Here is a 14,674-nt window from a genome sequence, read left to right on the forward strand (position 1 = left end):
GCGGCTCGGGCGCGTGAGGTGCCTGTCGGCGGCCGGAGCACGCGCTCATGGGCTCGACGGCGGCCGTGGCGTACGGCATGGATCTGCTCATGGGCGGGCGGCGGCCGTGGCGATGTTATCGCTGACATTCGTCACCGGCCGGTCGACGGTCGTGTTCGGGCTGAGGGCCGCTACGGGCGGGCACGGTGCTGTCGTCGCCTGGCTGGTCGAGCCGCGCGGGGCCGACGGCCGGCCGAGGAGGCGTCGGGCGTCGACCGATCCGCTGCGGCCTTCCGGTGCGGCGCCGGCAGGGCGGAGTCCTAATCGCGGACTTTGCACCAGTCCGCTGTGGAAGCGCCCGACTCAACCCGCCCGCACCGGCGTGCCCCCCGCGTTCCGTTACGGAGCTGTTGCAGGTAGATGTCTTGACGAGGCTGGATGTGAGCGTTAACACTATCCCCGTTAACGGTGGAGGTGAACATGGAGCGTGTGGACGGAGCTGCCGAAAGCTACGTCGTGGGTGTCGATTTCGGCACTCTCTCCGGGCGGGCCCTCGTGGTCCGGGTTTCTGACGGTGCCGAGTTGGGGACCGCGGTGCACGAGTACGGCGACGCGGTCATCAGCGCGACGCTGCCCGGAGGTCGGCCGCTGCCCCCGGACTGGGCGCTGCAAAATCCGGAGGACTACCGCGACGTGCTGCGCCACGCCGTCCCGGCGGCGGTGTCCGCCGCGGGGGTGGACCCCGCAGCGGTGGTGGGCATCGGCATCGACTTCACCGCCTGCACCGTGCTGCCGACCGACGCCAACGGCACCCCGCTGTGCGAGGATCCCGACCTGCGCGACCGGCCGCACTCCTGGGTCAAGCTGTGGAAGCACCACGCCGCGCAGCCGCACGCCGACCGGATCAACGCGCTGGCCCACGAGCGGGCCGAGCCGTGGATCGGCCGGTACGGCGGCAAGATCTCCGCCGAGTGGCAGTACGCCAAGGGTCTGCAGATGCTGGAGGAGGACCCGGAGGTCTACCACCGGGCCGAGCGGTTCATCGAGGCCGCCGACTGGATCGTCTGGCAGCTCAGCGGCACCGAGACCCGTAACGTCTGCACCGCCGGCTACAAGGGCATCCTGCAGGACGGGCAGTACCCGTCCGAGAGCTTCCTGACCGCGCTCAACCCCGACTTCGGCGACTTCGTGGCCAAGCTCGACGGGCCGCTGCTGCCGCTCGGCGCCCGCGCCGGCACGCTCACCGCCCGCGCCTCGGCCTGGACGGGTCTGCCGGAGGGGATCGCGGTGGCCGTCGGCAACGTCGACGCGCACGTCACCGCGGCGTCCGCGCAGGCCGTGGAGCCCGGCCGGCTGGTCGCCATCATGGGCACCTCGACCTGCCACGTCGTCAACGGCGCGGAGGTCGCCGAGGTGGCCGGCATGTGCGGTGTCGTGGACGGCGGCATCAGCCCCGGCGCCTGGGGTTACGAGGCCGGGCAGAGCGGCGTCGGCGACATCTTCGGCTGGTTCGTCGAGCACGGCGCCCCCGCCGGGTTCGACTCGCACGAACGGCTCACCGAGCTCGCCGCCGGCCAACCGGTCGGCGCGCACGGCCTGGTCGCGTTGGACTGGTGGAACGGCAACCGGTCGTTGCTGGTCAACCACGACCTCAGCGGGATGATCGTCGGGATGACCCTGGCCACCCGCCCGCAGGACATCTACCGTGCGCTGCTGGAGTCCACCGCGTACGGCACCCGGATGATCATTGACGCGTTCGTCGAGGCCGGGGTGCCGGTGAACGACCTGGTGATCGCCGGCGGTCTCACCAACAACAAGCTGCTGATGCAGATCTACGCCGACGTGACCAAGCGACCGCTGAACATCATCGCGTCCGCGCAGGGGCCGGCGCTCGGGTCGGCGATCCACGCCGCCGTCGCCGCCGGGGCGTACCCCTCGATCCACGAGGCGTCGCAGGCGATGGGGCGTGTGCACGAGGCCGTCTACACGCCGGATCCCGACCGGGCGCGCGCCTACGACGCCCTGTACGCCGAGTACCGGGCGCTGCACGACCACTTCGGTCGGGGTGGCAACGACGTCATGCTCCGCCTGCGGGCGATTCGTAACGCGGCCGTCGAGGCCGCCACGGTCACGCACGAGACCCCGCTGGAGGTCGTCGCATGAACGCAGAGGTGAGTCGACAGATCGCCGAGCTGCGCGAGACCGTCGCCCGGCTGCACACCGAGCTGACCCGCTACAACCTGGTCGCCTGGACGTCCGGCAACGTCTCCGCGCGGGTCCCCGGCCAGGACCTCATGGTGATCAAGCCGAGCGGTGTGGGCTACGACGACCTGACTGCCGACACGATGGTGGTCTGCGACCTCGACGGTGTCCTCGTCGAGGGTGATCTCGCCCCGTCCAGTGACACGGCCGCCCACGCCTACGTCTACCGGGCCATGCCCGAGGTCGGCGGCGTCGTGCACACGCACAGCTCGTACGCCAGCGCCTGGGCCGCCTGCGCAGAGGCGATCCCGTGCCACCTCACCGCGCAGGCCGACGAGTTCGGCGGGGAGATCCCGCTGGGTCCGTTCGCGCTGATCGGCGGCGACGACATCGGCAAGGGCATCGTCGCCACGCTCGCCGGGCACCGCTCACCCGCGGTGCTGATGCGCAACCACGGCGTCTTCACCATCGGCCGGGACGCCCGGGCGGCGGTCAAGGCCGCGGTCATGTGTGAGGACGTGGCCCGCACCTCGTACCTGGCGCGGACCCTCGGGAAGCCCGTGCCGATCGCGCAGGCCGACATCGACGCTCTCTACCACCGTTACCAGAACGTCTACGGCCAACAAACAGTCGCACCGGCGGGTTCCTGACCGTCTCCAGCGGCCATCCGGGCCCGCCGGTCTGCTCCACCGACGCACCAGCACGCACCACCCGCGTACGCCACCCTTCGCACGTCGGCGGCTCGCGCGGTCATCCACCACACCCAGCCAAGGAGAACTGATGAGAAAGTTGCGAACGCAGCGCGCTATCGCGGTCCTCGCCAGCGTGCTGCTCGTCGGCGGCGTGGCGGCCTGCGGCAACAGCGACACCGGCGGCGGCGGCGGCACCAAGGACGACGGCAAGATCACGATGGGCTTCTCGCAGGTCGGCGCGGAGAGCGGCTGGCGTACCGCGAACACCGTCTCGATCAAGGAAGCCGCCACCGCGGCCGGGATCGAGCTGAAGTTCGACGACGCGCAGCAGAAGCAGGAAAACCAGATCAAGGCGATCCGCAACTACATCCAGCAGAAGGTCGACGTGATCGCCTTCTCGCCGGTGGTCGAGTCCGGTTGGGACACCGTGCTCAAGGAGGCCAAGGACGCCAAGATCCCGGTCATCCTGACCGACCGCTCGGTCGACTCGGCCGACAAGAGCCTGTACAAGACGTTCCTCGGCTCGGACTTCGTCAAGGAGGGCAAGCTCGCCGGTGAGTGGCTGGTCGAGCAGAAGAAGGGCGCTACCGGCCCGGTGAACATCGTCGAACTGCAGGGCAGCACCGGCGCGGCCCCGGCGAACGACCGCAAGAAGGGCTTCGGTGAGGCGATCGCCGCCAACCCGAACCTGAAGATCGTTGCCTCCCAGTCGGGCGACTTCACCCGCGCCGGTGGCAAGCAGGTCATGGAGCAGTTCCTCAAGGGCAACAAGCAGATCGACGTGCTGTTCGCGCACAACGACGACATGGGCCTGGGTGCGCTCGAGGCGATCACCGCCGCTGGCAAGGTGCCGGGCAAGGACATCACCATCATCACTGTGGACGCCGTCAAGGATGGCATGCAGGCCCTCGCCGACGGGAAGTTCAACTTCATCGCGGAGTGCAGCCCGCTGCTCGGCCCGCAGCTGATGGACCTGGCCAAGAAGGTCAAGGCCGGCCAGGAGGTGCCTGCTCGGATCGAGACCGAGGAGACCACCTTCACCCAGGCGCAGGCCAAGGAGGCTCTGCCCACCCGCAAGTACTGATCGACGTCGGGGGGTCGCCGCGCGAGCGCGGCGGCCCCGCCTCGTCGCCCATAAACCCGAACGGACCGGGCATGACCCGCGATGACCCGCGCCACGCCCGCCCGAGCCTCCCGCAGGGGCGGCCGGGCGGGCGTGATGGGAGCGCAGCGGCCCTTCCGCGTCGACAACCCCCAGAAGAGGTCTGATGGGATGACGGATAGCCGTCCGGTCCTGACGATGACCGGGATCAGCAAGTCCTTTCCCGGGGTGCGCGCACTCCACAACGTCAACTTCCAGCTCCTTCCCGGCGAGGTGCACGCCCTGATGGGCGAGAACGGCGCCGGCAAGTCGACCCTCATCAAGGTGCTGACCGGTGTCTACGACACCGACGAGGGCACGATCACCCTGGACGGGGAGCCGGTGTCCTTCACCGGGCCGATGCAGGCGAACGCCGCCGGGGTCAGCACCGTGTTCCAGGAGGTCAACCTCTGCACCAACCTCTCGGTGGCGGAGAACATCTTCATCGGCCGTGAGCCGCGGCTGCTCGGCGCCGTCCGCTGGGGTGAGGTTCGCCGCCGCGCCCGCGCCCTGCTCACCCGCCTCGACCTCGACCTCGACGTCAGCGCGCCGCTGGGCTCGTACTCCCTGGCGATCCAGCAGATGGTCGCCATCGCGCGCGCCATCGACATCAAGGCCCGGGTGCTGATCCTGGACGAGCCGACGTCCAGCCTCGACGCCGGCGAGGTGGCGCAGTTGTTCCGCATCATGCGGCAACTGCGCGACGAGGGCATCGCGATCCTGTTCGTGACCCACTTCCTCGACCAGGTCTACGAGATCGCCGACCGCATCACCGTGCTGCGCAACGGTGGGCTCGTCGGCGAATATCTCACCGCCGAGCTGCCCCAGCTCGGCCTCGTCGAGAAGATGATCGGCAAGGAACTCGACGTCCTCGAGGGGCTCGAGGAGCACTCCCGTCGGGACCTGGGCGCGCTGGAGGAGGGCACCCCCATGGTGGCGGTGTCGAACCTCGGTCGGGCGGGCGCTGTCGCGCCGTTCAGCCTCACCATCCACTCCGGCGAGGTGGTGGGCCTGGCCGGTCTGCTGGGCTCAGGGCGTACCGAGGTGGCGCGACTCTTCTTCGGCGCCGACCGGGCCGACGGTGGACAGGTCGCGATCGACGGCACGTCGAGCAGCCTGCGTACCCCCGCGCAGGCCATCGACCAGGGCGTCGGCTTCTGCTCGGAGAACCGCCGCGCCGAGGGCATCGTTCCCGAGCTGTCGGTCCGCGAGAACATCATCCTCGCGATGCAGGCCGCCCGTGGCTGGCTGCGGCCCATCCCGCGCCGCAGGCAGGACGAGCTTGTCGACAAGTACGTCAAGGCACTCAACATCCGTCCGGCGGACCCGGAGGTGCCGGTCCGCAACCTCTCCGGTGGTAACCAGCAGAAGGTGCTCCTGGCCCGGTGGCTGATCACCGAGCCGAGGCTGTTGATCCTCGACGAGCCGACCCGGGGCATCGACATCGGCGCGAAGACCGAGATCCAGAAGCTCGTCACGCAGTTGTCCGACGGCGGGATGGCGGTGCTGTTCATCTCCGCCGAACTGGAGGAGGTGCTGCGCCTCAGCCACAAGGTGGCCGTCATGCGTGACCGGCAGATGGTCGCGCAGCTCGCCAACGACGAGAGCCTCAACGCCGACCGCATCATGCAGACCATCGCGAGTGGATCCCACCGCGAGGAGGCAGACCGATGAGCGACACCGTGAGCCGCTACCGGACGATCACCGGTCACCGGCTGTTCTGGCCCGCCGCCGTGCTGGTCGCCATGCTCGCCGCGAACACGATCTACCGGCCCGGGTTCCTGTCCATCGAGCTCAAGGACGGGCACCTGTACGGCTCGCCTATCGACATCCTGCGGTTGAGCGCGCCGTTGATCCTCGTCGCGCTGGGCATGACCCTTGTCATCTCGACCGGCGGCATCGACCTCTCGGTCGGCTCGATCTGTGCGATCAGCGGCGCGATGGCCTGCATGTACATCAGCAAGCAGCCCGACCAGAACAGTCTCCCGGTGGTGCTGACCGCCCTCGCCATGGCGTTGGGGGTCGCGCTCGTGCTGGGCGTCTGGAACGGGGTGCTGGTGGCCGTGATCGGGATCCAACCGATCATCGCCACCCTGATCCTGATGGTGGCCGGCCGGGGTCTCGCCCAGCTGATCACCCAGGGTCAGATCATCACCATCAACTCCGGGCCGTTCCGGTCGATCGGGTTGGGTCACCTGTTGACCCTGCCGCTGGCGATCTTCATCGCCCTGGCCGCGGCACTGCTGGTCGCCGCGTTCACCCGCCGTACCGCCCTCGGCATGATCATCGAGTCGGTGGGCGGCAACGCCGAGGCCAGCCGACTCGCCGGCATCCGCTCCGGCCGGGTCATCTTCCTCGCGTACGTCGTCAGCGCCGTCTGCGCGGCGGTCGCCGGCTTCATGATGACGGCGAACGTCTCCAGCGCCGACGGCAACGCCGTCGGCCTCTGGGTGGAGTTGGACGCCATCCTCGCGGTCGTCATCGGTGGCACGTCCCTCGCCGGCGGCCGGTTCTTCCTGAGCGGCACCATCCTCGGCGCGCTGATCATCCAGACCCTGACCACCTCGGTGTACGCCATGAACATCTCGCCGCAGACCTCACTGCTGTTCAAGGCAGTGGTCGTCATCGCCGTCTGCCTCATCCAGTCGCCGGCCTTCCGGGCCAAGTTCAACAGGCGTAGAAGAAGCGCCCCGCCGCCGCGCCCCGTCGCCGACAAGCCGAAGGAGCAGGTGCCGGCATGACCACCGGATCGCTCACCGCCCCCCGCCGTACCCGGTTCCGGCTGCCGAGGAAGCAGATACCGGTCCTGGCGACGCTCGCCCTGCTACTGGTGATGTACGCCATCGGGGTGTCGCAGTACACGGCGTTCTCGAACGTGCAGGTCATCTTCAACGTCTTCATCGACAACGGCTTCCTGCTCGTCGTCGCGGTGGGAATGACCTTCGTGATCCTCACCGGTGGCATCGACCTGTCGGTGGGGTCCGTCGTCGCCATGACGGCGATGGTGTCGGCGGACCTGTTGCAGAAGGGCCTGCCCGCGGCGCTCGTGCTCGTCATCGCCCTGCTCATCGGCCCGACGCTCGGCCTGTTGATGGGGTGTGCCATCCACTTCTTCGACATCCAGCCGTTCATCGTCACGCTCGCCGGGATGTTCTTCGCCCGGGGGATGTGCACGTTCATCTCCGGCTCGTCCATCCCGATCACCGACGGGTTCTGGACCAGGATGTCGCAGGAGCGGATCGGGAATTCCCAGGGCAACTTCGTCTCGATCAGCGTGTTGATCGCCTTCGCCGTGGTGCTCGTCGCGGCGTACGTGCTGGCCTACACCCGGCTGGGGCGCAACGTGTACGCGGTCGGCGGCAACCCGCAGTCTGCACTGCTGATGGGCCTGCCGCTGGGGCGGACCCGGATCGCCGTCTACACGATCAGCGGCCTGTGCTCCGCGATCGGTGGCATCCTGCTGTCCTTCTACACCCTCTCGGGCGCGCCGCTGATCGCCGTCGGCATGGAGTTGGACGTCATCGCTGCCGTCGTGATCGGAGGCACCGTACTCACCGGTGGTTCGGGTTACGTCTTCGGCACGGTGCTGGGCGTGCTGGTGCTGGGTGTCATCCAGACCCTCATCACCTTCGACGGGAGTCTCAACTCCTGGTGGACCAAGATCGTGATCGGTGGTCTGCTCTTCGCGTTCATCCTCCTCCAGCGCCTCATCGGAATCCGTTACAAGTGACCGTTCCTCTCGCGGAAGGCAACCCCATGGCACCACAAACCCAACCCGAGATCTGGTTCCTCACCGGCAGCCAAGGCATGTACGGCGAGGAGACGCTCCGGCAGGTCGCCGAGCAGTCCCGCCAGATCGCGGCCGCGCTCGACGACTCGCCGCAGATTCCCGCCCGCGTGGTCTGGAAGCCCGTCCTGACCAACAGCGGTGAGATCCTGCAGGTCTGCCGGGACGCCGCCGCCCAGGGCGCCATCGGGGTCATCGCCTGGATGCACACGTTCTCGCCGGCGAAGATGTGGATCTCCGGTCTGGACGCGTTGCAGACGCCGCTGCTGCACCTGCACACCCAGGCGAACGTCCTGCTGCCGTGGGACGAGATCGACATGGACTTCATGAACCTGAACCAGGCCGCCCACGGCGACCGGGAGTTCGGGTACATCCAGACGCGTCTCGGTGTGGCCCGTAAGACGGTGGCCGGGCACGTCAGCGACCCGCGGGTGAGCACTCGGATCGGAGCCTGGGCACGCGCCGCGCTGGGCTGGTCGGCGATGCGGTCGCTGCGTCTGGCCCGCTTCGGTGACAACATGCGCGACGTCGCGGTGACCGAGGGCGACAAGGTCGAGGCGGAGCTGCGCTTCGGGGTGTCGGTCAACACCTACGGCGTCAACGACCTGGTCCAGGTGGTCGGCGAGGTCGCCGACGCCGACGTGGACGAGCTGGTCAAGGAGTACGGCGACACCTACCGTGTCGGCGGTGACCTGCTTCCCGGGGGTGAACGGCACGACTCGCTGCGCTATGCGGCCCGCTTGGAGCTCGGCATGCGTTCCTTCCTGGAGGCCGGCGGCTTCCGGGCGTTCACCACGAACTTCGAGGACCTCGGTGGCCTGCGTCAGCTGCCAGGCATCGCCGTGCAGCGGCTGATGGCCGACGGCTACGGCTTCGGTGGCGAGGGCGACTGGAAGACGTCGGTCCTGGTCCACACCCTCAAGGCGATGTCGGTGGGGGTCGAGGGCGGCACGTCGTTCATGGAGGACTACACCTACGACCTGACTCCGGGTCAGGAGCTGGTCCTCGGCGCTCACATGCTCGAGGTCTGCCCGACCATCGCGTCCGACGTGCCCAACGTGGAGATCCACCCGTTGAGCATCGGCGGCCGGGAGGACCCGGTCCGGCTGGTGTTCGACGCCGCCCCCGGTCCGGCCGTGGTGCTCGGGCTTTCCGACATGGGGGAGCGCTTCCGGCTGGTGGCCAACGAGATCGACGTGGTGGCCCCGCCGCAACCGCTGCGCCGTCTGCCGGTGGCCCGTGCCGTCTGGCGTCCGCGCCCCGACCTGCCGGTCTCGGCCGAGGCGTGGATCACCGCCGGCGCCCCGCACCACACCGTGCTGTCGCAGGCGGTGGGCACCGAGGAGCTGCACGACCTGGCGGAGATGAGCCGGACCGAACTCGTCGTCATCGACGCCGACACCGAGCCGCGCCGCTTCGCCGACGAGATCCGCTGGAACCAGGCGTACTACCGGCTGGCCCGCGGTTTCTGACCCGCCCGGTCGGATCGTACGAGTAACGGGTGGTCCATCCCTGCCTGCGGGCGGGGGTGGACCACCCGTTCGCGTGTGCGCCAGCAGGGCCACGAGGCGGTTGTGTTACGACTTGACGAACAGCATGTTATCGCTCACAGTCTATAGCCAAGATGGTCGATGTCGTTGGCTGGTCCGGCCGCGCGCGCGTCCTACCCCGTGGTTTCGGCACCTCGTCACCACGACGGTCGGGCGACTGGTGTTAGCGATCACATGGCCGGGCGTGGTCAGCTCGGTGCCCCGCCCGGTGCCGCGGACGCCGACCCAGACCGCACGGTTCGCGTCAGCAGAGGAGAATCATGCTTTCCATCGGTCGGGTTCCCCGGGGTGCGCCACGACGGCGCGGGTGGGTGTCGAGACTCGCCATTGCGGCGATGGCGCTGGTGGTCGGTGGCGCGGCCGCAGCGGTGGCCTCGTCACCCGCGTCGGCGGCAACTGTCGACACGAGCGCCTGGTACGTGCTGGTGAACCGCAACAGTGGCAAGGCCGTGGACGTGTACAACTCGGCCACGAACGACGGTGCGCGGATCACCCAGTGGACGCGTAACAACGGCAACCAGCAGCAGTGGCAGTTCGTGGACTCCGGGGGCGGTTACTACCGGATCAAGTCGAGGTTGTCGGGCAAGGTGCTGGACGTGTCCGGCCGTTCGACGGCCAATGGCGGGGCGATCGTGCAGTGGTCCGACAACAACGGCACCAACCAGCAGTTCCGGTTGACCGATTCGGACAGCGGGTACGTGCGGTTGATCAACCGCAACAGCAACAAGGCGATGGAGGTGCAGGGCGCCTCGACCGCTGACGGTGGCAACATCGTGCAGTACGACGACTGGAACGGCACCAACCAGCAGTGGCAGCTCGTCCGCGTCGACGGCGGGGGCAACCCCACGACGCCACCGCCCACCACGCCACCCCCGTCGAACGGCACGTACTCGAACCCGGTCGTCTGGCAGGACTTCGCCGACGTCGACATCATCCGGGTGGACAACGTCTACTACATGTCGGCGTCCACCATGCACTACTCGCCGGGCGCGCCCGTGCTGCGCTCGTACGACCTGGTGAACTGGGAGTACGCCGGGCACTCCGTGCCCAAGCTCGACTTCGGCTCGAAGTACGACATGAGCGGCGGTAGTAACGCGTACGTCGACGGGATCTGGGCCTCGACCCTGAACTACCGGCCGAGCAACAAGACGTACTACTGGGCCGGGTGCATCGACTTCGCGCAGACCCACATCTACACGGCTTCCGCAGTCGACGGCACGTGGAGCAAGCTCACCACCATCCCCAACTGCTACTACGACGCCGGCATGCTGATCGACGACAACGACACCATGTACGTCGCGTACGGCAACAGCAACATCAGCGTCGCGCAGCTCTCCGCCGACGGGAAGACCCAGGTCCGCAGCCAGCAGGTCTACTCGACGCCGTCGAGCATCGGGACGCTGGAGGGCGCGCGCTTCTACAAGCGCAACGGCGCCTACTACATCTGGCTCACCCGGCCGGCCAACGGCCAGTACGTGCTGAAGTCCACAAACGGCCCGTTCGGGCCGTACGAGCAGCGTCAGGTGCTGCTCAACCTGCCCGGCCCGATCTCCGGTGGCGGCGTGCCGCACCAGGGCGGACTGGTGCAGACCCAGAACGGCGACTGGTACTACATGTCCTTCGTCGACGCGTACCCCGGTGGTCGGATGCCCGCCATGGCCCCGATCACCTGGACCGGCGACGGCTGGCCCGTGCTGCAGACGGTCAACGGCACGTGGGGCACCTCGTACCCGAAGCCGAACCTGCCCACGCCGCCGCGCGCGGTCAAGCCGCTCACCGGCACCGACACGTTCGCCGGCACCACCCTCGGCCCGCAGTGGGAGTGGAACCACAACCCGGACAACAGCAAATGGTCGGTCAACAACGGACTGAACCTGCAGACCGCCACCGTCACCGGCGACCTGTACAAGGCGCGCAACACGCTCACCCACCGGATCCAGGGCCCCACCTCGACCGCCACCATCGAGTTGGACTACTCCACGATGCGCGACGGTGATCGCACCGGCCTGGCGGTGCTGCGCAACTCGTCCGCCTGGATCGGGGTCCGGCGCGACAACGGATCCACCCGCCTGGTCATGCAGAACGGGCTCACGATGGACGGCAGCTGGAACACCACAAGCACCGGCAGCGAGGTGGCGAGCACCGCCGTCTCCGGTGGCCGGATCTGGTTGCGGGCCAACGCCGACATCAGACCCGGGTCCGGCCGGCAGGCCCGCTTCTCGTACAGCACCGACGGGGTCAACTTCACCTCGTTCGGCAACGCCCTGACCCTGGCGAACAACTGGCAGTTCTTCATGGGCTACCGGTTCGCCATCTTCAACCACGCCACGCAGGCGCTGGGTGGCGCGGTCACCGTGCGCCGATTCGACCTGACGACACCGTGACCCCGGTCACACGACGGTAATCTGCCGGTGACGCGAACGGACCACCCCGCGCCCCACGGAAGGTGTCCGCGTCGCCACCTCCGGCCCGCCGCCGCCCTGTTCCACGCTCCGTCCAGGAGCGCGGAGCGGGGCGGCGGCCCGTTGTGGCAGGCTCCGGTCGAGGGTGGCGGTGCGCGCCACGCGGGATGCCGGCCGACCGACCTGGCACATGCCGTGTCGTTCGCGCTCAGCCGTGCCGTGTTCCAGGCGGTGCCTGGCGTAGACTGTCGGCGATCCAGCGCTGGCCACCTGCGATTCAGCACCGGCGTGGTGGCTGAGCGAGGGGGATCGGGCCGGGCCGCTCCAGTCAACGTCGACGGGCCGCGGGTCGGGTTGCAGGCGGGGGGAGTGAAATGGCCGTGCACGGTCCCGCGATGACAGATGTCGCTCGTCTGGCCGGTGTCTCCCACCAGACGGTGTCGCGGGTGCTCAACGGGCACCCCAACGTGCGTGAGCAGACCCGATTGCGGGTACGGGCGGCGATCGCCGAGCTCGGCTACCGTCCGAACGGCGCCGCGCGCGCACTGGTGACCGGCCGGTCCCAGGTCATCGGCGTGGTGGCACAGAACACGACCCTCTACGGCCCGGCGTCGCTGCTGGCCGCCCTGGAGCAGACGGCCGCGGAGGAGGGCTTCGCGGTAAGCGTGGGCAGCGTCCGCAACCTCGACCACCGGTCCATCTCGGCCGCGGTCGAGCGCCACCTGGCCCACCGGGTGGCCGGCATCGTCGTCATCGCGCCTGTCGAGTCGGCGGGCGAGGCCCTGGAACTGCTTCCCAAGGACGTCCCACTGGTGACTGTCGACGGCGATCCGCACCGCCCGGTGCCGCTGGTGACAGTCGACCAGGTGGCCGGCGCGCGGGCGGCGACCCAGCATCTCCTCGACGCGGGGCACCGCACCGTGTGGCACGTGTCGGGGCCGTCCGACTGGTTCGACAGCGCCGGTCGGATCGAGGGCTGGCGGGCGGCACTGCTGGCCTCGGGGATCGACCCGCCACCGTTGATGCACGGGGACTGGTCGGCGGCGTCGGGCTATCGGTGCGGGCAGATGCTCGCCCGGATGCCGGAGGTGACCGCGATCTTCACGGCCAACGACCACCTCGCTCTGGGTGTGCTGCGGGCGTTGCACGAGTTCGGGCGGCGGGTGCCGGCCGACATCAGCGTCGTGGGTTTCGACGACGTGCCGGAGGCGGCGTACTTCATTCCGCCGCTCACCACCGTCCGACCCGACTTCGACGCGGTGGCGCGGGCGAGCCTGCAGATGCTGCTGACCCAGATCGAGTCGGGCATCGGTGGGGGCGCCCTGCGGCAGACCATCGCCCCGACCCTCGTCGCCCGCGACAGCGTCGCCCCGCCGCGCCACTGACCGCTGGCCCGTCGCCGTGCCGTTGACCCTCCGCGGCCGCTGGCCGCTGCCGTGCCGTTGCGAGCACGGAGCGGCGACCATCGATCGATCACCGAGCGGGTTGTGCGAGGTCGCGTCGGTGGCGAAGCCTCCGTTACGAGACCGTGACACCGGTATTTCGGATCAAGTGTTGACGTGCACTATGTGAGCGCTAACACTACCCGAAAGATGACAGGTGGCCCCGGCGGTCAGCGGGGGGAATCGGGAGAGGAGAAGCCCGTGAGCAGGAAATTCCTGGTTGCTCTCGGTAGTGCGGCGCTGGCGCTGAGCCTGGCGGCGTGCAGTGGTGGAGGTGCCGGCAGCGGCGACGACACCAGCGACAAGAAGCCGGGAGACCTGACGATCGGTGTTTCGATGCCGACGCAGACCTCGGAGCGGTGGATCGCCGACGGCAACGCGGTGAAGTCCAAGCTGGAGGCGAAGGGTTACAAGGTCGACCTGCAGTACGCGGGCGACGACATCCCCACGCAGTCGCAGCAGGTCGACCAGATGATCACCCAGGGCGCCGACGTCCTGGTCATCGCGGCGATCGACGGCACCGCGCTCAGCAGCCAGTTGCAGGCCGCCGCGTCCGCGAAGATCCCGGTCATCTCGTACGACCGGCTGATCCGCGGCAGCAAGGACGTGGACTTCTACGTCAGCTTCGACAACTACAAGGTCGGCGTCGCCCAGGGCACCGCGCTGCTCGTCGGTCTCGGTCTGCTCAACAAGGACGGCTCGAAGGGCACCGCCAAGGGGCCGTTCAACATCGAGCTCTTCGCCGGCTCGCTCGACGACAACAACACGCAGTACTTCTTCGGCGGCGCGATGGACACGCTGAAGCCGTTCGTCGACGCCGGCACGCTGAAGGTGAAGTCCAAGCAGACCACCCCCGAGCAGGTCGCCACCCTGCGGTGGCAGCAGGAGACCGCGCAGAAGCGGATGGAGAACCTGCTCACCTCCAGCTACAACGACGGCTCGAAGGTTGACGGCGTGCTGTCGCCGTACGACGGCATCTCCCGGGGCATCATCACCGCCCTGCAGAACGCCGGCTACGGTAGCGGCGCCAAGAAGCTGCCCGTCGTGACCGGTCAGGACGCGGAGATCGCCTCGATCAAGCTGATCAACGACGGCGTGCAGAACTCGACAGTCTTCAAGGACACCCGCCTGCTGGCCGACCAGGCCGTGAACGCCGCCGAGGCGTTCCTGCAGAAGAAGCAGCCGCAGGCGAACGACACGGAGACGTACAACAACGGCGTGAAGGTCGTTCCGGCGTACCTGCTGCCGATCGCGACCGTCTACAAGGACGACATCAAGGCTACGCTGATCGACTCCGGCTACTGGACGGCGGAAGAGGTCGCCGCCGGTCAGGCCAAGAAGTAGGTCACTCCGTCGGGGGGGGGGGGGGGGCGCCCCCGCCCCCCCCCGCGGGGGGGGGCCCCCCCCGCCCCCCCCCGGGACGTGCAAAGGAACTAACCAACCGCCCGAAGGGGGGGGGCTCAACACCAAGAACCCCGG

The 14,674-nt window shown here is 68.7% G+C and carries 10 protein-coding genes; all 10 read left to right on the forward strand.

Going from position 1 to position 14,674, the window contains the following annotated elements; translation table 11 throughout:
* Positions 1-459 precede the first annotated feature (459 nt).
* A complete protein-coding gene (gene araB, locus ACGFIE_RS17180) occupies positions 460-2,142 on the forward strand; it encodes a ribulokinase (RefSeq protein ID WP_393295598.1) in 1,683 nt (560 codons plus the stop codon).
* Positions 2,139-2,831, forward strand: coding sequence for an L-ribulose-5-phosphate 4-epimerase (locus ACGFIE_RS17185; protein ID WP_363682875.1), 693 nt, complete (start codon positions 2,139-2,141; stop codon positions 2,829-2,831). Before araB ends, ACGFIE_RS17185 begins: the two co-directional genes overlap by 4 nt.
* Positions 2,832-2,961: 130 nt before the next feature.
* On the forward strand, positions 2,962-3,957 hold the full coding sequence (locus ACGFIE_RS17190) for an ABC transporter substrate-binding protein (RefSeq protein WP_393295601.1): 996 nt from the start codon (positions 2,962-2,964) through the stop codon (positions 3,955-3,957).
* 189 nt (positions 3,958-4,146) lie between these two features.
* Positions 4,147-5,688, forward strand: coding sequence for a sugar ABC transporter ATP-binding protein (locus tag ACGFIE_RS17195; protein WP_393295604.1), 1,542 nt, complete (start codon positions 4,147-4,149; stop codon positions 5,686-5,688).
* Positions 5,685-6,755, forward strand: coding sequence for an ABC transporter permease (locus ACGFIE_RS17200; protein WP_393295608.1), 1,071 nt, complete (start codon positions 5,685-5,687; stop codon positions 6,753-6,755). The genes ACGFIE_RS17195 and ACGFIE_RS17200 overlap by 4 nt, the downstream gene beginning before the upstream one ends.
* Entirely contained in the window at positions 6,752-7,744 is a 993-nt protein-coding gene (yjfF, locus tag ACGFIE_RS17205; protein ID WP_393295612.1) for a galactofuranose ABC transporter, permease protein YjfF, read from the forward strand. Before ACGFIE_RS17200 ends, yjfF begins: the two co-directional genes overlap by 4 nt.
* Before the next feature lie 26 nt (positions 7,745-7,770).
* Positions 7,771-9,273, forward strand: coding sequence for an L-arabinose isomerase (gene araA, locus ACGFIE_RS17210; RefSeq protein WP_393295615.1), 1,503 nt, complete (start codon positions 7,771-7,773; stop codon positions 9,271-9,273).
* A gap of 338 nt (positions 9,274-9,611) precedes the next feature.
* Complete coding sequence (locus ACGFIE_RS17215) at positions 9,612-11,735, forward strand: family 43 glycosylhydrolase (protein WP_393295618.1); 2,124 nt, start codon at positions 9,612-9,614, stop codon at positions 11,733-11,735.
* A 413-nt stretch (positions 11,736-12,148) separates the two neighbouring features.
* Positions 12,149-13,138: a LacI family DNA-binding transcriptional regulator gene (locus ACGFIE_RS17220; protein ID WP_393295621.1), complete on the forward strand. Its 990-nt coding sequence runs from the start codon at positions 12,149-12,151 to the stop codon at positions 13,136-13,138.
* Positions 13,139-13,396: 258 nt separating this feature from the next.
* Entirely contained in the window at positions 13,397-14,539 is a 1,143-nt protein-coding gene (gene chvE / locus ACGFIE_RS17225) for a multiple monosaccharide ABC transporter substrate-binding protein (protein ID WP_363682891.1), read from the forward strand.
* Positions 14,540-14,674 lie beyond the last annotated feature (135 nt).

The organism is Micromonospora sp. NPDC049275 (genome assembly GCF_043197115.1).
Taxonomy (GTDB): Bacteria; Actinomycetota; Actinomycetes; order Mycobacteriales; family Micromonosporaceae; genus Micromonospora.

Excerpts from the sequence above, each read along its gene's own strand:
- ACGFIE_RS17215 (WP_393295618.1), top strand. The coding sequence starts at position 9,612 with ATGCTTTCCATCGGTCGGGTTCCCCGGGGTGCGCCACGACGGCGCGGG.
- ACGFIE_RS17220 (WP_393295621.1), top strand. The coding sequence starts at position 12,149 with ATGACAGATGTCGCTCGTCTGGCCGGTGTCTCCCACCAGACGGTGTCG.
- ACGFIE_RS17190 (WP_393295601.1), top strand. The coding sequence starts at position 2,962 with ATGAGAAAGTTGCGAACGCAGCGCGCTATCGCGGTCCTCGCCAGCGTG.
- ACGFIE_RS17200 (WP_393295608.1), top strand. The coding sequence starts at position 5,685 with ATGAGCGACACCGTGAGCCGCTACCGGACGATCACCGGTCACCGGCTG.
- yjfF (WP_393295612.1), top strand. The coding sequence starts at position 6,752 with ATGACCACCGGATCGCTCACCGCCCCCCGCCGTACCCGGTTCCGGCTG.
- araB (WP_393295598.1), top strand. The coding sequence starts at position 460 with ATGGAGCGTGTGGACGGAGCTGCCGAAAGCTACGTCGTGGGTGTCGAT.
- araA (WP_393295615.1), top strand. The coding sequence starts at position 7,771 with ATGGCACCACAAACCCAACCCGAGATCTGGTTCCTCACCGGCAGCCAA.
- ACGFIE_RS17185 (WP_363682875.1), top strand. The coding sequence starts at position 2,139 with ATGAACGCAGAGGTGAGTCGACAGATCGCCGAGCTGCGCGAGACCGTC.
- ACGFIE_RS17195 (WP_393295604.1), top strand. The coding sequence starts at position 4,147 with ATGACGGATAGCCGTCCGGTCCTGACGATGACCGGGATCAGCAAGTCC.